The sequence below is a fragment of the Flavobacterium sp. Leaf82 genome (assembly GCF_001422725.1).
Taxonomy (GTDB): domain Bacteria; phylum Bacteroidota; class Bacteroidia; order Flavobacteriales; family Flavobacteriaceae; genus Flavobacterium.
Genome location: NZ_LMMA01000001.1, coordinates 106,463 through 126,826, shown reverse-complemented (window position 1 = coordinate 126,826; position 20,364 = coordinate 106,463). Strand labels below are relative to the sequence as shown.

15 protein-coding genes and 1 pseudogene are annotated in these 20,364 nt (G+C 34.4%); 6 read left to right on the top strand and 10 right to left on the bottom strand.

Annotated features, from left to right (window positions below):
- Nucleotides 1-18: 18 nt before the first annotated feature.
- The 3 genes from ASF10_RS00560 to ASF10_RS00550 all read left to right on the top strand — a co-directional run bounded on the left by ASF10_RS00560 (nucleotide 19) and on the right by ASF10_RS00550 (nucleotide 3,488).
- Nucleotides 19-1,206 (top strand): helix-turn-helix domain-containing protein, encoded by a 1,188-nt coding sequence (locus ASF10_RS00560; protein ID WP_056243927.1) that lies wholly within the window; start codon nucleotides 19-21, stop codon nucleotides 1,204-1,206.
- Between the two features lie 55 nt (nucleotides 1,207-1,261).
- Complete coding sequence (locus ASF10_RS00555) at nucleotides 1,262-2,233, top strand: transporter (protein WP_056243924.1); 972 nt, start codon at nucleotides 1,262-1,264, stop codon at nucleotides 2,231-2,233.
- A 70-nt stretch (nucleotides 2,234-2,303) separates the two neighbouring features.
- The gene (locus ASF10_RS00550; RefSeq protein ID WP_056243918.1) at nucleotides 2,304-3,488 is read left to right on the top strand and encodes a BamA/TamA family outer membrane protein; all 1,185 of its coding nucleotides are present in this window, start codon (nucleotides 2,304-2,306) and stop codon (nucleotides 3,486-3,488) included.
- Nucleotides 3,489-3,591: 103 nt separating this feature from the next.
- Here ASF10_RS00550 and ASF10_RS00545 read toward each other — a convergent pair whose 3' ends face one another.
- Both ASF10_RS00545 and ASF10_RS00540 read right to left on the bottom strand, forming a co-directional pair.
- The gene (locus tag ASF10_RS00545) at nucleotides 3,592-4,452 is read right to left on the bottom strand and encodes a CPBP family intramembrane glutamic endopeptidase (protein WP_056243914.1); all 861 of its coding nucleotides are present in this window, start codon (nucleotides 4,450-4,452) and stop codon (nucleotides 3,592-3,594) included.
- 78 nt (nucleotides 4,453-4,530) lie between these two features.
- Nucleotides 4,531-5,328: an AraC family transcriptional regulator gene (locus tag ASF10_RS00540; protein WP_056243909.1), complete on the bottom strand. Its 798-nt coding sequence runs from the start codon at nucleotides 5,326-5,328 to the stop codon at nucleotides 4,531-4,533.
- 269 nt (nucleotides 5,329-5,597) lie between these two features.
- Here ASF10_RS00540 and ASF10_RS00535 point away from each other — a divergent pair, with 269 nt between their 5' ends.
- Complete coding sequence (locus ASF10_RS00535) at nucleotides 5,598-6,794, top strand: aminopeptidase C (protein WP_056243906.1); 1,197 nt, start codon at nucleotides 5,598-5,600, stop codon at nucleotides 6,792-6,794.
- Nucleotides 6,795-6,909: 115 nt separating this feature from the next.
- Nucleotides 6,910-7,077 (top strand): annotated as a pseudogene (locus ASF10_RS24010) (C1 family peptidase); the annotation flags it as partial.
- A 79-nt stretch (nucleotides 7,078-7,156) separates the two neighbouring features.
- On the opposite strand, the gene ASF10_RS00530 reads toward ASF10_RS24010, so the two are convergent.
- Both ASF10_RS00530 and ASF10_RS00525 read right to left on the bottom strand, forming a co-directional pair.
- Nucleotides 7,157-10,201, bottom strand: a complete 3,045-nt coding sequence (locus ASF10_RS00530; RefSeq protein WP_056243903.1) for an ELWxxDGT repeat protein — start codon at nucleotides 10,199-10,201, stop codon at nucleotides 7,157-7,159.
- 305 nt (nucleotides 10,202-10,506) lie between these two features.
- Nucleotides 10,507-10,893, bottom strand: coding sequence for a helix-turn-helix domain-containing protein (locus tag ASF10_RS00525; protein WP_056243900.1), 387 nt, complete (start codon nucleotides 10,891-10,893; stop codon nucleotides 10,507-10,509).
- A 306-nt stretch (nucleotides 10,894-11,199) separates the two neighbouring features.
- On the opposite strand from ASF10_RS00525, the gene ASF10_RS00520 reads away from it, so the two are divergent.
- Nucleotides 11,200-11,883 (top strand): hypothetical protein, encoded by a 684-nt coding sequence (locus tag ASF10_RS00520; RefSeq protein WP_056243898.1) that lies wholly within the window; start codon nucleotides 11,200-11,202, stop codon nucleotides 11,881-11,883.
- Nucleotides 11,884-11,886: 3 nt separating this feature from the next.
- Here the strand turns inward: ASF10_RS00520 and ASF10_RS00515 are convergent, their stop codons facing one another.
- The 6 genes from ASF10_RS00515 to ASF10_RS00490 all read right to left on the bottom strand — a co-directional run bounded on the left by ASF10_RS00515 (nucleotide 11,887) and on the right by ASF10_RS00490 (nucleotide 19,973).
- Nucleotides 11,887-12,345, bottom strand: coding sequence for an OsmC family protein (locus ASF10_RS00515; RefSeq protein ID WP_056243893.1), 459 nt, complete (start codon nucleotides 12,343-12,345; stop codon nucleotides 11,887-11,889).
- 375 nt (nucleotides 12,346-12,720) lie between these two features.
- Entirely contained in the window at nucleotides 12,721-13,905 is a 1,185-nt protein-coding gene (locus tag ASF10_RS00510) for an aldose epimerase family protein (RefSeq protein ID WP_056243890.1), read from the bottom strand.
- Between the two features lie 274 nt (nucleotides 13,906-14,179).
- Nucleotides 14,180-15,688 carry an L-arabinose isomerase gene (gene araA, locus ASF10_RS00505; RefSeq protein WP_056243886.1) on the bottom strand — a complete coding sequence of 503 codons (1,509 nt, stop codon included), beginning with the start codon at nucleotides 15,686-15,688 and terminating at the stop codon, nucleotides 14,180-14,182.
- Between the two features lie 155 nt (nucleotides 15,689-15,843).
- Nucleotides 15,844-16,545, bottom strand: a complete 702-nt coding sequence (locus tag ASF10_RS00500) for an L-ribulose-5-phosphate 4-epimerase (RefSeq protein ID WP_056243884.1) — start codon at nucleotides 16,543-16,545, stop codon at nucleotides 15,844-15,846.
- Nucleotides 16,529-18,220 (bottom strand): ribulokinase, encoded by a 1,692-nt coding sequence (locus ASF10_RS00495; protein ID WP_056243881.1) that lies wholly within the window; start codon nucleotides 18,218-18,220, stop codon nucleotides 16,529-16,531. The genes ASF10_RS00500 and ASF10_RS00495 overlap by 17 nt, the downstream gene beginning before the upstream one ends.
- Nucleotides 18,221-18,425: 205 nt before the next feature.
- Nucleotides 18,426-19,973 carry an alpha-N-arabinofuranosidase gene (locus tag ASF10_RS00490; protein ID WP_056243878.1) on the bottom strand — a complete coding sequence of 516 codons (1,548 nt, stop codon included), beginning with the start codon at nucleotides 19,971-19,973 and terminating at the stop codon, nucleotides 18,426-18,428.
- Between the last annotated feature and the right edge of the window lie 391 nt (nucleotides 19,974-20,364).

The following is a 20,364-nucleotide window of genomic DNA, read 5'->3' as shown; positions in this document are numbered from 1 at the left end:
AAATTAAGCTTAAACCTCATGGTCGATATAATTCTTTCACTTTTCTTTTTTATCGCTACAATAGTTGGTTTTGCGACATCCTTTATGGTTCTTTTTTCAAAAAAAAATTACTCAAAAAGTTTTTTTCTGGGACTGTTTTTGTTCAGTCTTGCCGTTGTTAGTGTCTATAATTTTTATTTATCAGCAAATGGTTTAAAAGATTTTCCTGATCTGTTTATGATTACAAAATCATTTATTTTTTTGGTATCGCCTTGTGCATTTTTATATGTAAGAAGTATTCTGTTTTCAGACCGGGTATTTAGAAAATATGACTGGCTGCATTTTTTACCGTTCCTGATTTATTTTAGCCTGACCGTTTTTGTATGGATAGGAAATTATATGAATCTTCAGGTAATAGAATATGTTTCTATCAAGATAAGCAGTCCTTTCTCGATGTTAAGTCTTACCGTTTGGCTGTCTTATGCTTTTTGTCAAACAATGATGATCCTGAATTATGATTTGAAAAAATTCAAGGAAAATCATTTTAACAGGTTAAAAATTTTAGGATGGATCAGAGTTTATAATTTAATGATACTGTTTTTGTTTTCAACGCTTTTTGTACATTATTTTTTAATTACAAGAGTTGACAGTATCGATTTTTCCTGTTACATTTTAATATCATCTGTTTTAGTTTTTACAGTAGGATGGCTGTACTTTAAGCCGCAAATTTTTTATGATACAAATGAAACTTCTGAGCTTGTAAATGAAAGATTAACAATAATAAAAATGAGTGAAAGTAAAACTACTTTACCGCTTGTAAAAGAATTAACCCCGGAAAAAAAATCAATCTATCTTCATAAATTAGAGAACATTTTTACATCAAAAGAACTCTTTTTGAAAAAAGATTTAGTGATACGCGATATAGCAGATGAAACTGGAATATCAGTACATCATATTTCAAATTTAATTAATTCAGAATTTAATCTTCATTTTCAGGATTATGTAAATCTAAAAAGGATCGAATATTTTAAAGAAAAAATCAACGATCCGGAATGGAAAGATTTATCGCTGGAAGGAATGGCATGGGGATCCGGATTTAAATCCAGAACTACATGTTTCAGAGCCTTTATAAAACATACTGGAAAATCTCCGTCTGAATATTTTAAAGTTATTAGAATTAATCCTGAGAAATCCGGCGGCTACTATTTTAAACAAGCTTCGAGCTAAACAAATAGCTGGCAAAAGAAGTTATGGAGTCTCATTAATTTTTAAAATATCAATTATGAAAACAAAATTTAATACTCAAAGACAAACCATATCATCAGCTTATACTATTTTATTTTTGCTGGTTTGTTTTTATGGCAACGCACAACTCAAAGGAGGTCATATCCTGGGCGCAATGGGTTTGCAGTCCGGAACTCAGACTCCTGAAAACACATTGAGTGTTTATGTTCCCGGTTATTTTTATACAGCGTCGTCGTTACGAAATGCAAATGGAGATAAAGCCATTGCAAATCCTGATATCGACATGACTATTACAGGAGCTGGAGCATCATATGTAAGTAATTTTAAAATTTTAGGCGCAAATTACGGCGCCAGTATTCTGGTTGCTTTTGCTGCAAATACAATTCAGGGAAACAATCTAAATGCAAAAAACTCCCTGGCATTTACAGATATGTATGTGCAGCCTCTACAATTGGGCTGGCACAATAAACGAGCCGACTTTATTTTTAGCTATCAGCTCTATTTACCTACCGGAAGATTTACTGCCGGAGCATCTGATAACAGCGGTTTAGGAATGTTTATGAATGAGTTTGCTGCCGGAACAACCTTGTATTTTAATGATAAAAAGACCTTTCATTTTTCGGCTTTGGCATCTTACGAAATAAACGGAGAAAAAAAAGATACCAATATTAAAACCGGAGATATATTAAGTATCGAAGGTGGTTTGGGTAAAACATTCTATTTTTTTAATGCTGAAAAAACAGCTCCAAAATCATTTTTAAATGCTGGTTTGATCTATTATCTGCAATATAAAATGACAAACGACAAAATACCGTTGCCCGTAATTGGCGTTGTCGAAGGAGATAAAGATCACGTTGGCGGATTAGGCGCTGAGGTCAATTATTTTCATATTGGCTGCAGCACTTCTGCAGGATTGCGCTGGATTGCTGAGGTGAATGCAGTAAACAGATTTCAGGGAAACACCTTTTTTTTAACGCTGGCACATGTCTTTAGTTTCAAAAAAGAATAATGCAAAAACAGCTATAAGACTATTTTTAGCGATGATGTTTTTAGAGAGGCGTAATTTTAAATGAATTTAAATGAGAAATAAATATTCAGATTCTAATAAGATAAATACAAAACTCTTCAGAAAATGGTTTCTTCTAAATGTTTTCTTTGTTTTGTCGATCACTACAATTACTGCGCAAAAACAACATATAAGCATTCGGGATTCTATAGACGGCGCAATCGACTTAAGCGATTATATTATTTATGCACACGGTTTTATTGTGGTTCCTACGCTAATTACTGAACCTGCTTTGGGAGGTATTGGAGGTGCGCTTGTACCTATTTTTCTTAAAAAACACGATCCGGTTATTGATGAAAACGGAAAAAAAAGATTTATAGATCCTGATATTACGGGAGCAATGGGAATGTATACCGGTAATAAAAGCTGGGTTGCAGGTGCATTTAGGGCAGGAAGTTTTATAAAATCAAAAATAATGTACCGTGTAGGAACTGGTTATGGAAACGTAAACATGTCGTTTTACGAAAAATTACCCAGCGGAAACGACAAAGAAATTGACCTTAACTTTCAATCCTTTGTTTTTTATGCACGGGTCATGAAGCAATTTCGAAACGCAAAATGGAGTGCCGGCCCACAGTATTTTTTATTAGATTCTAAAATTAATTTTCCGGATTTAAACGATCTTCCATCCTTTGCCAAACTAAAAGATATAAAAAGTCTGGTGAGTCAATTAGGAGGAGCGATTCAGTTTGACGGACGTGATAATATTTTTACCCCCGATAAAGGAATACGACTTCAGGCAGATTTTTTCTGGTCTGATAATTCGATAGGAAGTGATTATGATGCGTGGCGGGTAAATTTATCTGCAATAGGATATTATCCGCTTACTAAAAAATTAATTGGCGGATTAAGGATCGAAGGAGAACAAGCATTTGGAGATCCGCCTTTTTACCTTAGACCCGGAATTAATTTAAGAGGAATTCCCGCTGCCAGATATCAGGGCAAAACCAGTATTGTGACCGAAGGCGAACTAAGATGGGATCTCTACAAAAGATGGAGTCTTATGGGTTATGGCGGTGTTGCAAGTGCTTTTAACGATTGGGACAAAGCTTTTGCAAAACCTGTAGTTTACAGCTACGGAACAGGTTTTAGATATTTATTAGCCAGAAAGTTCAAACTTAGAATGGGCGTAGACGTAGCAAAAGGTCCTGAAGACTGGGCTTATTATGTCGTGTTTGGAAGCAACTGGCTCAGATAAATTTTAAGTTATCAATATTAGCCACAAATTTCACGAATTGAATTAGTGGAAATTCGTGAAATTCGTGGCAAAAAACTTTTCATCCTTTAATAGACTTCTTTAATTATTTCTTCCAATACGGTTTTATTATTTTATTGTTTCTTTGGCTTAAAGCCAATAATAAAATGGTTCCTAAAGCGCAAAAAACAATGGCCTGTATCGATCCTTCAGGACCAAATGCGCCACCGGTAATAAACTCCGGACCTTGTATTTTGGCCTCTAATAAGCTGTTTGTTTTTTCGTTTCCGGAAGTGATTGCGCCGTAAATCCCTGATTGTGTAAAATTCCATGCAAAATGCAAAGCAATTGGCATCCATAAATTACGGCTGTAAATAAAAGCAGCGCCCATTAAAAAACCCGCTGTAGTAATGCATATTCCTGAAATCAAAGTACCATTAGGGTTTGCCAAATGCAAAGCACCAAACAATATAGATGAAAAGGTCAACGAAATATAGGTTCCTAATTTTTCTTCCATAATCCTGAATATAATCCCGCGCACCAAAACTTCTTCGATAATGGCAACTGTAAACATAAGAGCAAACGGAATCAGGATAAACGAAATTGGGTTGATGTTTACAACGCTGTAACTTCCGTTAAGGTAAATTACTAAAATAGTCAGCGATTGCAGAATAAAACCAATTGAAGTACCAATAATAAGATTTTTTGCAAGTCCTTTTGAGGCAAATTCCGTAACGGTTCTTTTGTCATATTTTTTAAAGAAAAGAATATAAGTAAAAACACATGATGCCGAAACAAAAAGTCCTTTCAAAAGATTTCGGTAGTCTTTATCAAGAGATGTTAACGATAATAATTTTACGGCAATTTGCTGACCAATAATAACCACCGCCATAAAAGTAAGCAGGGCAAGAATAATTTTGGTTACAGGAGAATTAAAAGTTCTTTGTTTTAAAGTAAGCGTTTCCATTTGATTGTGATTTATGATTTATGATGGAGCAAATGTATGCGACATCAAAACCAAAAAATAGAATGAAATTTGCCTCCTTTATAATTTTTGAAATTGTTTGGGTAAAAATCCTGTTTGGTTTTTAAACGTTCTTATAAAATGACTCTGATCTGCAAAACCACATTGAAAACTTATTTCGGTCAGATTACTTTCGTTAGATCCTATCAGCGAAAGCGAACGGTTTATTTTAATACGTCGCATATATTCTCCTAACGTGCAGCCAAAATATTTAGGAAAATGTTTTGATATCGTAATGGGATTCAGGTTTAAAACCTGAGCCAAATCCTGCAAGTTGGGATTTTCGTTCCAGCAATCATTTAATAATTCGTTTAAGCTTTTGACCCAAAACGGACTTTTTTCGAATTTTTCTAAATGGTTATTCGCATTCGATAACTGGGCAAATAACATATTGATCGTATCGCCAGAAAAAGGATCTGCAACCATAGATTCCTTGAAAATCTTTAGAATCAAAAATTTGGTCAACGCAGTATTCTGAATCGATTTTTCGATAATCGCTTCAGAAATTTGAAGTTCTTTGAGTAGATTTTCTTCAATTTCGATATTAATGTTTTTAGACGGAAAAAGTGTATCCTGATTTAGATGTAATTCGTCGCTGTGGTAAAACAATAACGAACCCGGACCAACAACGGTACTGGAGTTTTTTCGTTTTTCGGCTGTTCCGCCTTTCAGGAAAAGTGTTATGTGCGCATTATTATGCGAATGCCAGCCTTCGTAAACCTTTTGCTGATACTCTGTTTCGACAACTGCAATGCCTTGCTTGTTGTTGAAGCTATTTTTGGTATTACCCAAATATTTTTCTTTTTCAAGTTCGAACATTTCCCAGGATTATTGAGTGCGTTTACAGCAACCAAATTACTACATATTTGGCAAAAAATAACCTTGTTGCAAACCAGCATACAAATTACCTTTGTTTTTTGATTATTTTATGGTTAACGATTTTACATATTTTGTAAGATATTATAGCTTAATAAAAACATTTTGTAAATATTAACGCTTAAAGGTTAGCTTTTTTATATAAAATTTAATTGTTTTGTAACAATAAATAAATTACAACTACTAATTTATCAAATCATTAAATATAAATTATGAATACATTTTCATTCAAATCAGTGCTTGCGGCTTCGGTATTTTTCGTTGGGGCAACAAGCTGTTTTGCACAAGACATTTTAGTGAATTCACTAAAACTGAATGCAAGCGAAAAAAGTAAGGAGAACTTTAAATTTACCGAGGTTATCAATTTAGGAACAACCTCTGTAAAACTGCAAGGATCTTCAGGAACATGCTGGAGTTATTCTACAAACTCTTTCTTAGAGTCAGAAATGATTCGTTTAGGAAAACAACCTGTAGAATTGTCTCAAATTTTCTCTGCAAGAAATGTATACGTAGAAAAAGGAATTAATTATGTTCGTATGCACGGCGCAGTTACACTTGGCGACGGTGGTGCATTGCACGATGTAATAAATATGTACAAAAAATACGGAACCGTACCAAGAGAAGTTTACACAGGATTGAACTACGGAACTGACAAAAATAAATTTGGAGAAATGGCTGCCCTTATCGAAGGTGTTCTTGCAGCTGTGGTTAAAAACCCAAACGGAGAATTAACGCCAAACTGGCAAAAAGCATACGCTGCAGTAATCGATTCGTATTTAGGAACGGTGCCGGAAAACTTTACTTACAAAGGAAAAAGCTACACGCCACAATCTTTTGCTAAAGAGGTTGTAGGGATTAATCCTGATGAATATGTCGAAATTTCATCGTTTACAACTTCTCCGTATTACCAAAAAACGACAATGATGGTTCCGGACAACTGGTCATTTGATCAGGTTTATAACGTGAAAGTAAATGACATGACAGATGTTATCGACAATGCGTTGAAAAAAGGATACACAGTAGCATGGGCGACAGATGTAAGCGAGAAAAGCTTTAGCTGGAAAAACGGTGTTGCATATGTACCAACAAAAAAATTCGATGATATGAGTGCCGAAGAAAAAGCAGACATGTTTAACGGACCAAAAGCGGAACCGGAAATTACGCCAGAAATGCGCCAGACTGCTTTTGACAATTACACCACAACAGACGATCACGGAATGCACATTATAGGTCTTGCAAAAGATCAAACCGGAAAAGAATATTACATCGTAAAAAATTCCTGGGGAGCAACAAACGACTACAAAGGTTATTTGTTTGTAACTAAAAACTTCGTGAAATATAAAACAACTGCTTTACTAGTAAACAAAGGCGGAATTCCTACTGAAATTGCTAAGAAATTAGGGGTTTAATTACCTTAGGTTTTTATAAAATTGAAAAAGCGCTGCAATGAGAATTGCGGCGCTTTTTTTGTTTTAATTCAATATTAAATCATATGGATTATCAGTTTCCTGAAGTCGGGAAGATGATCAAACCGGAAAAGAATATTACATCGTAAAAAATTCTTGGGGAGCAACAAACGATTACAAAGGTTATTTGTTTGTAACTAAAAACTTCGTGAAATATAAAACAACTGCTTTACTAGTAAACAAAGGCAGAATTCCTACTGAAATTGCTAAGAAATTAGGAGTTTAATTATCTTAGGTTTTTATAAAATTGAAAAAGCGCTGCAATTAGAATTGCGGCGCTTTTTTTAATAGACTAAATTTGATTACTAATTTATAATCAGTTTTTTAGTTTCTGTATAATTTTGAGTTTTTATTCTAATAAAGTAAATTCCTTTGCTAAGTATTTTTAAATCCAAATTAGTATTTTCAGAAACATTAAAACCTCCGCTTTGAATTTTTGCACCTAAAACATTATAGATTTCAATACTTTTTATCTCAGTATCGTCATCAGTAGAAATATAGATTCTTTCATTTAAGGAGGCTGGATTTGGAAAAAGTTTAATATGACTTAACCTTTCTAAATTTGAATTGTCTTTTTCAGGATTATTCAGTCCAAGAGACCCATCCGTTTTTAAAGAATAAAGTTCTGTTCCGCCGTCTTTTGTATAAGCTGTTAAAATTAAATTATTACCATAATTTGCTAAACTCACAATTCCTTCATTTACTTTAAAATTTTCAGAATTACTTATGTTAACTTCAAAATAGTTAGGTGTCGTTGTTCCGTCATTGAAATAATGAATTTTTTTGCTTGACATAACATTTTTGAGATACAGTAAATTATTTTGCACGCAAGTGCAATTAGTTATGGATTCAGAGGCTAGTGGTGCTATTTTTTCAAGTGAAACGGTATTGTTAGCGGTTCCATCAGTCCTCCAAATTTCCCTTTCAGTCGAATAAAGATCACTACTCGTGGTGAAATATAAATATTTCCCACAAGATTTTAGAGATTTAAAATAATTACCTCTCGGTAAATTGTTTTTTAAGATTATTGTACCCGAAGTTGTACCATCAGATTTTAGTATTGCTTGTCCTTGATCTGTTTCTAAAGTACAGTAAAATTCATTATTGTATACAACACCTTGCACGAATTGATTGTATACAGGCATCCATTTACCTAATAATTTTGTACCGTTTTGTGTACCATCTGTTGACCACAAACTATCATATCCAGATCCGTAATTAGGATTACCTGTACAAGTTTTAAAGAAAAATTTTCCGTTTAGTGAAGTTATTATTGTTGGTGGATTAATTAAATCACCATTTGATTGAGGACTAATAATTTTAATTGTTCCTTCTGAAGTTCCATCCGTTTTCCAAATAGAGTATTCATTACCATCAAAAGCTGAAAAGTATAAAATGTTATTTATTACTGCAAAATATTTATCGTTTGTTACAATATTAGAATTAAAATAGGGTATGTTCGAACCATATATACCACTTCCTGATCCGGGATTAATGTCTTTAAGCATGTAAGTTCCAGTATCAGTTCCATCACTTCGCCATAGCTCTTCGCCATGAATTTTATCATCAGCTTTAAAATAAAAGATATTATTACATTCTGTAAATAATTGATAATCACTTAACCCACTAGCACTTCCGGGAGCAATTTCTTTTACTAATTGAGTTCCGTTTTCTGAACCATCTGTTTTGTATAATTCAAAACCATTAGAACCATCTGTTGTTCTAAAAAAAACGTTTTTCCCTGAAGCAGTAAAAATAAATTTATAGTCATTAGATATAAAATTATTGGTAACCTGACTGTTTTTAAGCATTTTGGTGCCTTCAATTGTACCGTCGGTTATAAATGCCTCTTCCTGAATAATACCATTATTGGCTGTAAAAATTAGTTTACCATCAAAATTGATAAATTTTTTAGGATTAGAAGAACCACTGTGATCAATGTCTTTAACTAGTACAGTGTTAATTGTTGTACCATCAGTTTTCCACAATTCAACGCCATTTATGGTATTGTTTCCCGCTTGAAAATAAATATTATTATTTAATTCCACAAAATTCAATTCATAACTTGAAGTAGATCTTACTTCAATATTCTTTAAAATGTTAGTCCCTAAAGTTGTTCCGTCACTTTTCCATAAAGTACTGGAATCATAATTGTTTTCTGATGCTGAGAAAATAAAGAAATTAGCAGTCGAAGTGAGTTTATAAATATAACTGCTCTGTAAACCTGGCCAAATATCCTTAACTATTTGCGTTCCACTTTCTGTACCGTCTGTCGACCATAACTCTGTTCCTAAAGTCCCATCATTAGCCGTAAAGAAAACTTTATTGTTAAACGTTATAAATTCAGCGTTAAATAAAGAGCTGTTTAACGGTATAGGATTAATATCTTTTAAGAGAAAGGTTCCGGCAGCTGTTCCATCACTTTTCCATAATTCTGTTCCAATAGATGGAGTAGGAGCAGCAAAAACAAAATAGGAATCTGTTGCAGAACCATTTATTTTATTAAAATTAGCATTATATCCTGGATATAGTTCTTTAAAAAATTGTGTGCCATTTGTTGTTCCGTCACTTCTCCATAATTCGTTTCCTTTTACACCATCATTTGCAAAAAAATAAAAATTATTTTTAAAAATGATAAATTTTCCCGTAGGCATAATACTGGTGGCTAATCCTGGATATATATCTTTTAGCAAAGTTGTGCCTTCTGTTGTCCCATCACTTTTCCATAATTCATTTCCGTTTATTCCATCGTTAGCTAAAAAAAATAAAGCATCATTAAAAAGAAAAATGTCTGAAATTTCACTTCCTGTAATTCCGTTTTTGATATCTTTTAGGAGTTTTGTTCCAGAAGTCGTTCCATCACTGATCCATAGTTCTTGTCCATTAATATTATCATTTGCACTAAATATAATATTGTTTTTATATCCAATAAGATTAGTTATTGAGCTGCTTCCGGTAGCGTTTATGTCTTTTATTATATAAGTTCCATCAATTGTGCCATCACTTCTCCATAACTCCTGTCCGTTTATCCCATCGTTTGCAGAGAAATATAAAATTTCATCTATTACAAAAAAAACAGAGTTTTCTATACCGCTATATTCTCCCGGATAAATATCTTTAACCAGCTCCGTAATATTTGTAACAGGATTAAATGTCCATAGTTCTCTTCCTTGAGATTTAGTTTCAGCCGAAAAGAAGATTTTCGTTTTTGTTTTAGTTAAATTTTTAGGACCAAAGCCTTGCCCAGTAAGATTAATTTCGATTACAGTTGCATCAAAAGTAGGGTCTAACGTCTGAGCTTTTGTAAAGGTTATAAAAAGAAAGAATGTTAAGAGTAGTGTTTTTTTCATTTAAGTTTTTTTATTCTAAAAACTAATAAATTAGTTAAGTAGAGTTTCCGGTAGTTAATATTTGTTTGAATTGTATGACGAATTTATAAAAAACATTAAGATATAAAACTATTTACTAATTAAAAGTAATAGGTATCTACCTGTTTTTTTTATTAAATATTCTTCATAGTAGTGATTATAAAAAAATGGATCTATTTAATCTAATTTTAAACCTTAAATGACCATAATCTTTTCTTAAACAAAAAAAGAGATCTCAAACGAGATCTCTCTTTTCTATAAACGATATATTTTCTCAAAAAAGAATCTTACTTCCCTCCCAATAACTTCTCTAAATATTCGACTTTCTCTTTCTCAGCCAAAACCAAGCGCTCATAAAGTTCTATAACTTTATCAAGAGGATTAAAATTACAATTATATGCATTTCCATTAATGACACTTCCTTCATTTAATGTATTTCCGATAATATTTAAAACCGCTTCTTCAGAGAAATTTTTAATTCCTTCGACAGATACGCCTAAAACTTCAGCAATTGCCTGAAGTTTTTCTTCATCTATAGTTTCACTATTTTCAATAGCCGAAACCGTTTGTTGACTTAGTCCTAAAGCTTGTGCCAAAGCTTCTTGCTTCATATCACGAAGTTCACGAATACGGCTGATTTTTCGGCCTATATGATTTTTTGTTAGTGTGCTCATAGTTCAAAGATAATAATTAAGTGTATAACAGCAATAGGTAAAAAACAAGCTCAGTCGTTTATGATACTGATAAAAACGATTGATAAATGTTCATCTATTCGTTATTTTAAGCCATTAAACAAAAATACCATTTTTCGTACACGAAACAATCAAAACCTATTATTAAAACAATTCATAACTCATTGACTTCATGAAAACTACACTTTAACGAGTTTTAAGGTTATTTGCAGACATTATAAAACAAAAAACACAGTAAGAAGTATCTTTAATTATAGTTTTTTAGTTCACGGCAAATTATCAGTTATCATGAAAACCTATAAAATACTTTTTATCGCAATTGGGTTTGTTTTTTCTGCTGCGTGTTTTGGTCAGGATAACAATCGTGTTTCTATTTCGGGAGCAGAAAATACACCCAAAGATGGTCTTGTAATCGTTGGCTATTATGTCGAAGAAACCATTAATATGACTTTTGGAAAAAGAGTTACCAAATACGAAGTTTCTAAACTAAACATGGTTTATACAAATGATTTGGGTCCAAACAATACCAGAGTTGTAACGCCAATATATCGAAAACCAAAAGTAAAAACGGTCGATATTGCCTTACAATCAAAATCATTTGCTGATAGCAGTTCCATAAAAATAAAACCTATCAAAGTCGAAGTAATCGCCCCAGCCGAAACCCCAAAATACTTAAATATAAATGTGGTCGACACGTATGCAAAAGTTCTAGACAAAGGATATAAATCTGAAGAAATGCTCACAAAAGTAGCAGACAGAGCCTATTTTGACGGTGATCTCGAAACGGCAGCAAAATACTACGAACAGCTTTTTACGATAACCACAAATCTGGATGCCATGTATTATTACCGTTATGCCCAATCCTTAAAAGGCATTAACCAATCCGGCAAAGCAGAAGAAGCAATGCTTTTGTTTGAAAGTAAAAACGTAGGCAATACGGTAGCAAAACACAATAAAATCGCCAGAAACTAAAACTTATTCTATACTTGCATGATGCAAAACAGGAAAGTTGCAGGAATTGGCGATAAAACACAACTCATTTGCTTTTTGATGTAAATCTAAAGCCAATTGAATCTGGTCTGGATTTGAAATTTTTACTTTAGGATTTAATGTTGCTGCAACAAAACGTCCACTTCCGTCTGGAGAAACTTCCAGCGTTGCTTCGGCATTATCTGAATATTCCAGAACCTCTATTCCGTTTTGAGCGCAAACGTATAAATACGACATCATATGGCACGAAACCAAACTGCTTAAAAGCAAATCTTCGGGATTGTATAATTCCGGATCGCCTTTAAAAGCCTTCGCTGCCGAAACTTCTAAAGCCGGTTTTCCTTCTATTTTTATTTGATGGCTTTTGCTGTAAAATCTCTTTGTAGAATCTACTTGATTTTGTTTTGAAGTCCAGTTTATTGCTGCTTTAAATAGATGTTTCATTTTGCTTTTTTTGTTTTGCTAAATTAAGATTTTTATCAGCTGGAATGTATTTAATCGCGCAAAGGCGCAGAGACGCAAAGTTATAGACACAATATTGTCATTTCGAAGAATGAGAAATCTTCGCAAGAAACTCGACAAAGATTCGACTCTCGTTGCGGAGCTACTTGCGAAGATTTCTCATTCTTCGAAATGACAAAAAATCGTGGTAATTCATCTAATTCATGTAATTCGTGATACTTCATCTAATTCGTACAAGTTCTTGAAAATTCGTGCAAATTCGTGCAATTAGTGGCAAACTTCACTTCATAAAAAAACCTCGCAAGCATAACTTACGAGGTTTCTTAGAGAATTGAACTAGTAAACAAAAACTTAAAACTATTTTTTTACTGAGAATTTAAAAGTAGTTTTAGTTTTATAATTTTCTCCCGGGTTTAAAACCGTTGTCGGGAAATTTTTCTGGTTTGGAGAATCCGGATAATGTTCTGTTTCCAGACAAAGACCCGTTCTGTGTGCGTATGTTCCGGTGTTGCGCGTTGGTAAAGTTCCGTCAAGGAAATTTCCGGAATAGAACTGAATTCCAGGTTCGTCTGTTGTCATTTCAAGAACCCTTCCGCTTGCGGCGTGATATACTTTTGCAATAATTGTTTTTCCCTTTTCAGGATTGTTCAAAACCCAGCAATGATCGTAACCTTTTCCTCTTTCTAATTGTTCGTTTTTTACTTCGATATCTTTTCCAATTAATTTAGGTTTTCTAAAATCGAAAGGAGTATTGGCAACATCTTCTAATTTTCCTGTAGGAATAAGCGTTGCATCAACCGGAACTATTTTATCTGCATTCAAAGTCAATTCATGATCCAGAATTGTTTTCGAGAAATCTCCCGATAAATTAAAATAAGAATGCTGCGTAAGGTTTACAACTGTTTTTTTATCTGTAGTTGCCTCATACAAAACTTCTAATTGGTTGTCGTTTGTCAAAGTATAAGTAACAAAAACCTGTAGATTTCCCGGATAACCTTCTTCTAAATCTTTACTTAAATACGATAATTTTAAAGATGCCGTACTTCCTGATTTTACCTCATCGGCTTTCCATACTACTTTAAAAAAGCCTTTTGGACCGCCGTGCAAAGCATTTGGTGCGTTATTTATCGCTAACGTATATTCTTTTTCGTCCAGAGTAAATTTTCCTTTGGCGATTCTGTTTCCATATCTCCCGATAAGCGCTCCAAAAAATGGATTTTCTTTCTCGTATTGTGCCAAAGAATTAAATCCGATAACCACATTTTCTGAAACACCTTCTTTATTAGGCACTTTCAAATCTGTAATAATTCCGCCAAAAGTGATGATATCAACTTCCATCCCATTTTGGTTTTTTAATTTGTAACTATCGATTTTTTCTCCTTTAGAAGTTGTTCCATAAGAAGATTTTTCGATTGTAACCGTAGCTTTTTCATCTGAAGAAACTGTTGTAGCATCCATTTTTTTATCGTTTTTGCATTGAACAGAAAGTGCAGCCAAACTCAACAGGCTAATTCCAAAAACACAACGTTTTAATACATTCATAAATGATATTTTTTAAGTTTTTTGTATAGGTTAGATGTTAATAATAATCCATTGGGCGTAATTAATAAATGCAATATTTTAAAGCAGATAAAACAGATTCGTTATCACGAAGACGCGGATTTATACCGATTTTTAAATTATAAATCTGTTTTATCTGCGTTTTGCGATAGCAATCCGTTTTATCTGCGTTGTAATTTTTACATCTAATTTACTCAACAAATTAAAAGTAACAAAAACTTAGAATCTTAGCAACTTAGAACCTTAGTATCTTAGTTTAAATTCCATGCTGAAACAAATGATAATAAGCTTCGTTTGCATTTATTTTATCTTTAAAATCCCTAACGGTCGTTTTCTCGTCGATAACCAATAATTCGATTCCGGCAATATCTGCAAAATCCTCCATATATTCAGTCGTGATTGCCTGACTGTAAACGGTATGATGCGCTCCTCCGGCAAGAATCCAGGCAGTTGCTGCGATGTCAAGATTTGGTTTACAATCCCATAAAACTCTGGCAACTGGTAATTTTGGTAATTCTGCCAATGGTTTAATGGCTTCGACTTCGTTTACGATTAATCTAAAACGATTGCCCATATCAACCAGAGAAACATTGATTGCATCTCCGGCAGGAGAATTAAATACCAAACGCGCAGGATCTTCTTTTCCGCCAATTCCTAACGGATGCACTTCGCAGGAAGGTTTTGCATCTGCAATCGACGGACAAATCTCTAACATATGCGATCCTAAAACATATGATTTTTGAGGTGTAAAATGATACGTATAATCTTCCATAAACGATGTTCCGCCTTCAAGACCTGTATTCATTACTTTTAATACACGAACCATTGCAGCCGTTTTCCAGTCGCCTTCGCCACCAAAACCGTAACCATCTGCCATTAATCTTTGCGTTGCAATTCCGGGAAGTTGTTTCCAAACCCCAAGATTTTCAAATGTATCTGTAAAAGCGCCAAAACCTCCTTCTTCAAGAAAAGCTCTTAAACCCAGTTCTATTTTTGCAGCTTCCGCCAAAGAGCTTCTTTGCGCTCCGCCTTCTTTTAAAGAATCGGTTAGAGAATATGAAGATTCGTAAACTGCCAATAAATCGTTTAATTGCTGGTCTGTAACTTTCTCAATATGTTTAGTCACATCTGATGAATCGTAACCGTTTACTGAAACGCCAAAACGAATCTGAGCCTCAACTTTATCACCTTCTGTAACGGCAACTTCACGCATATTATCACCAATACGGGCAACTTTTAAGTTCTGAAGTTCATCCCAGCCAAGAGCAACTCTTGTCCAGATTCCTAATTTGTTTTGTACTCTTTGATCTTCCCAATGTCCTACAACTACTTTGCGTTTTTTGCGCATTCTGGACATGATAAAACCAAACTCACGATCTCCGTGTGCCGATTGGTTCAGGTTCATGAAATCCATATCGATTGATCCCCACGGAATTTCGGCATTGTATTGTGTATGCAAATGGCATAATGGTTTTTTAAGAATACTCAAACCGCCAATCCACATTTTTGCAGGAGAAAAAGTATGCATCCAGGCAATAATCCCGATACAGTTTTTAGCAGAGTTTGCCGCTAAACAAACGTCCAGAATCTGAGACGGAGATTTTACAACATCTTTATAAACCACTTTTACCGGAATACTTGATGATGCATCTAATCCTTTTGCAATTATCTGCGAATGTTCTGCTACTTTTCTAAGTGTTTCTTCACCGTATAATTCCTGGCTTCCTACTACAAACCATACTTCTTTTTGAGATATATCAATCATGTTTTTATTTTGTTTCAGGTTTTCTTTGTTTCATGTTTCAAGTTTGAAATGCGGAAAATCTTTGTTATTTTTTTATTTTGTTTCAGGTTTTCTTTGTTTCAAGTTTCGAAAACGTCTAAAATCTTGCCTCTTTGTTCTTTACTCTTTTATCTTCTCTACTGTCCGTAATACGAATCTTTTCCGTGTTTGCGGTTGTAATGTTTTTTTATCAGGGAATCTTTTAGTCTTGGTGAGTTTGGGTTTATTTGCAAAGTCAGGTACGCCATTTCGGCAACTACTTCGAGAACTTTGCTGTTGTAAACGGCTTTTGCTGCGTTTTTTCCCCAGGCAAACGGACCGTGATTTCCTATCAGAACCATTTCTACTTCTTCATACGAAAGATTTTTTTCTTTGAAACAATCCAGAATCTGAATTCCGGTATTGTGTTCGTAATTTCCTTCAATAAGAGAATCTGCCATTGGCGGCGCGCACGGAATATCTGCCGTTAAATGATCTGCATGCGTAGTTCCAAAAATCGGAATATCTCTTTGCGACTGTGCCCAAGCTACCGAATAAGTGGCGTGTGTATGAGCAACGCCTCCAATATTTGGCCAGTTTTTATATAAATAAGCATGCGTTTTTGTATCTGATGACGGACGCATAGAACCTTCGATAACATTATTATCAAAATCGACAATCACGATATCTTCCGGTTTTAAATCTTCATAAGGAACGCCGCTTGGTTTAATCGCAAAAACGCCATTTTCTCTATCCACCGCACTTACATTCCCAAAAGTATATACGACCAGATTCAATGCGTTTAACTGCATATTGGCTTCGTAACATTCTTGTTTTAAATCTTTATAAAGAGAACTCATGTTGTGCTTTTTTAATAGTTGGATCTTCGTAAGCGCTTAATTTATCATAAGCAATCAGCAATTTGTTATATGCTGCTACTTTATCTAACTGCGGGAAATATTCTCCGTCAAAATCACTTCCTATCTTCTGGCTTGCTTCGATTACGTTTGAATAAATCCCGGCTGCAACGGCTGCATAAATTGCTGCGCCCAACGCCGGAGTCTGGTCTGAAGCTGCAATTTTAATAGGCTTGTTTAAAACGTTTGCCAAAGTCTGCATGATAAAAGGAGATTTACGGGCAACGCCACCAATACCAATAACGCTGTCAATTTTTACGCCTTCTTCTTCAAAACGATCCACAATTTTTTTCGCTCCAAAACAAATTGCGTTTACTAATGCTTTAAAAATATGTGGCGCTTTTGTGCCTAAAGAAAGATTTGAAATCGCGCTTTTTAATTCCTGATTTGCATCTGGAGTTCTTCGTCCGTTGATCCAGTCCAATGCAATTGGAAGACTATCTGAAACAGGAATTTTCTCTGCTTCTTTTGTTAATTCTACAATTAGTTTTTCGCTGAATTCTTCTCGTAATTGTTCTTTTTGAGTTTCATTTAAAACCGTCGAAGAACCTAATAAATAATCTGTTGGCCAAAGCAATAATTCTTTGTACCAAGCCAGTAAATCTCCAAAAGCAGATTGTCCGGCTTCTAAACCAATATAACCCGGAATCACAGAACCATCAACTTGTCCGCAAATTCCGCGAACAGTTTTGGTTCCTACTTCTTCTTTTGAACCTACCAGAATATCGCAGGTCGAAGTTCCCATAACGCGAATTAAAGTATTCTCACCAATCTTGGCGCCAACAGCTCCAGAGTGCGCATCAAAAGTTCCTACCGCTATAACAGTTTCTGTAGAAAGTCCTAAACGAGTTGCCCATTCCTGGCTTAAATTTCCGGCAACTAAATCTGATGTATACGTTTCATCATATAAATTACCGCGAAGTGTTGCCAAATAAGGATGTAATTTTTCTAAGAATTCAACTGGCGGTAAACCGTTCCAGTCTTCGTGCCACATCGCTTTATGTCCCGCGGCGCAACGGCTTCTTTTAAACGTTTTTAAATCTTTATCTTCAATTAATAAATACGTCATTAAATCGCAATGTTCCATCCAGGTATGCGCTGCATTTCTAACCGCTTCGTCTTCTCTGGCAATGTGCAGGATTTTTGCCCAAAACCATTCAGATGAATAAATTCCGCCTACATATTTGGTTACGTTTTCTCCGCCCCAGCTTACCGCCAATTCGTTGATTTCGTTTGCTTCGTTTATTGCCGTATGATCTTTCCATAAAACCATCATCGCATTTGGGTTTTCTTCAAAACCTTTTGTCAAGGCAAGCGGAATTCCTTCTTTGGTTACCGGAACAGGTGACGATCCTGTGGTATCGATACAAATTCCTTTTATTAATGAAGGATCTACTTTACTCTCTTTTATAACGGTTTGAATCGTAATTTCTAAACCTTCAATATGATCTAAAGGATGTTGGCGAAACTGGTTTGCAGCTGCGTCACAATATTGTTTGTTTTTCCATCTTTTATAATGAGAAACATTTGATGCCAGCTCTTGCCCATTTTCAGTGTCTATTAGCATCGCCCGAACAGAATCTGTTCCGTAGTCCAATCCTATAACGTAATTTTTCATTCGAAATTAATTTTTAATGACGACAAATATAATTATAATTATTTCATAAGTGTATAAAAAACACTTAACAAAAATTGCATGCTTAATTTTTACAGATAATGCATCAAACCAAATGTTTACCATCAAAACAAAAAATAAACGTCAGTATTACATTTATTCTTTTGCGATTCTTTCATCTAATTTTTCAAAATCGTACTATTTCTTTCTATTTTCCATCTAAAACAACTATCGAAAAAGGCGGAATTGTAATTTCCAGCTTTCCTTTTTTATTTTCAAAACCTTTAAAAATAGCTGGTATAATTTTATCAGGAGTATCAAACGAATTATAATCCTGCAGTTTTGAAGCTGTTAAAATAGTGGCAGTAAAACTCTTAACACCAAGATCTTTTACATCAATCTCTATTTTATTTTTATTTTTTGAATCGATATTTACCAGTGATATATGAACCAGTCCGCTTTTATCTCTGGAAACCGAAGCTGAAACTGCCGGAAGGGTTTCTCCTTTAAAAGTATATAACGGAGACTGAAAACTTACCGGCAATAATGTCGCATCCTGATGCACATTATACATTTTCATGACATGATAGGTTGGCGTAGTAATCATTTTTGCTTTATCTGTTAGAATTACAGCTTGTAAAACATTGACACATTGTGCCAAATTTGCCATACGAACTCTGTCAGCATGATTGTTAAAAATGTTTAATGTTGTTCCTGCCAGAACCGCGTCTCTCATTGTGTTTTGCTGGTATAAAAATCCGGGATTTGTCCCTTTTTCCACATCATACCAAGCGCCCCATTCGTCGACCATAATCGCCACTTTTTTCTCGGGATCATACTTATCCATAACCGCACTGTGTTTGGTAACAAGCTCTTCCATTTTCAGGGCTTCTTTCATGGTTTTAAAATATTGATCTTCGGTATAATCAACAGCATCGCCTTTTTTAGCCCAGTCTATTACAGCATAATGATGCACGCCAACGCCGCCAAGCATATTCAACGGAATGTTTTTCATCAGGACTTCGGTCCAGTTATAATCAGCACTATTCGATCCGGAAGCAATTCTGGTAAAACCTCCCGTATTTTCCCAATCAGACATGAATGTGGCAAACTTGCGGTATTCTCCCGCATAATATTCTGCCGTCATATTTCCTCCGCATCCCCAGGCTTCATTTCCAATTCCCCAGAATTTAACTTTCCACGGCTCCGTTCTGCCATTCTTTTTGCGCAAATCACTCATTGGGCTTCTCCCGCTAAAATTGGTATACTGAACCCAGTCTGCTAATTCCTGCACAGTTCCGCTTCCTACATTGCCGGATAAATACGGTTCTGCTCCAAGCAATTCGCACATATTCAGGAAATCATGCGTTCCAAAACTATTATCTTCTGTAACACCGCCCCACCATTTGTTTACAATAGTTGGTCTTTGTTCGTGAGGTCCAATTCCGTCTTTCCAGTGATACGTATCAGCAAAACAACCGCCGGGCCATCTTAAATTAGGGATTTTCAACTCTTTTAGTACTTTTATAATATCATTTCTAACGCCTTTTGTGTTAGGTATTTTTGAGGTATCGCCCACAAAAAAACCACCATAAACAGATCGTCCTAAATGCTCTGCAAAATGTCCGTAGATATTTTTGTTGATTACTGGTGCGTTTGCTGTGTTTTTTAAAGTAATCACAGTTGTCTGGTTTTGAGCAATCATGATTGAGTTGCAAATGGTAAAAAGAAAAGTGATGAAAAGTGCTTTTTTCATAAGTGTGGTTTTGTTTTAGTATCACTCAGAAATCTGATTGTGATAAGATATAGTTAGGTTAATTCTAATAAAAAATTTATACCGATAATTCTAAATAGATGCAGGATCAATGCCCATTTCTAACGGAAGATCCAAGAGATAAAATCCCAACACAATTGCCTTTAATCCTATTTTTAGAAGCAAGTTTTACGCTCCTTTTAAAGGTCATTCAATAAAAAATACAAAAATCATAAGTGTTGATTGCACATTTGTAAATTTAATTAAAATTAGTATGCAAAAACAAATAAATGATATAATTAAGGGAATAAAATAGCGTATATCGTAAAATAAAACTTGGAGCAGATTGTAGAAAAACGCTTTTTATTTTAGTAAATATTTTTTTGAAAAGAGA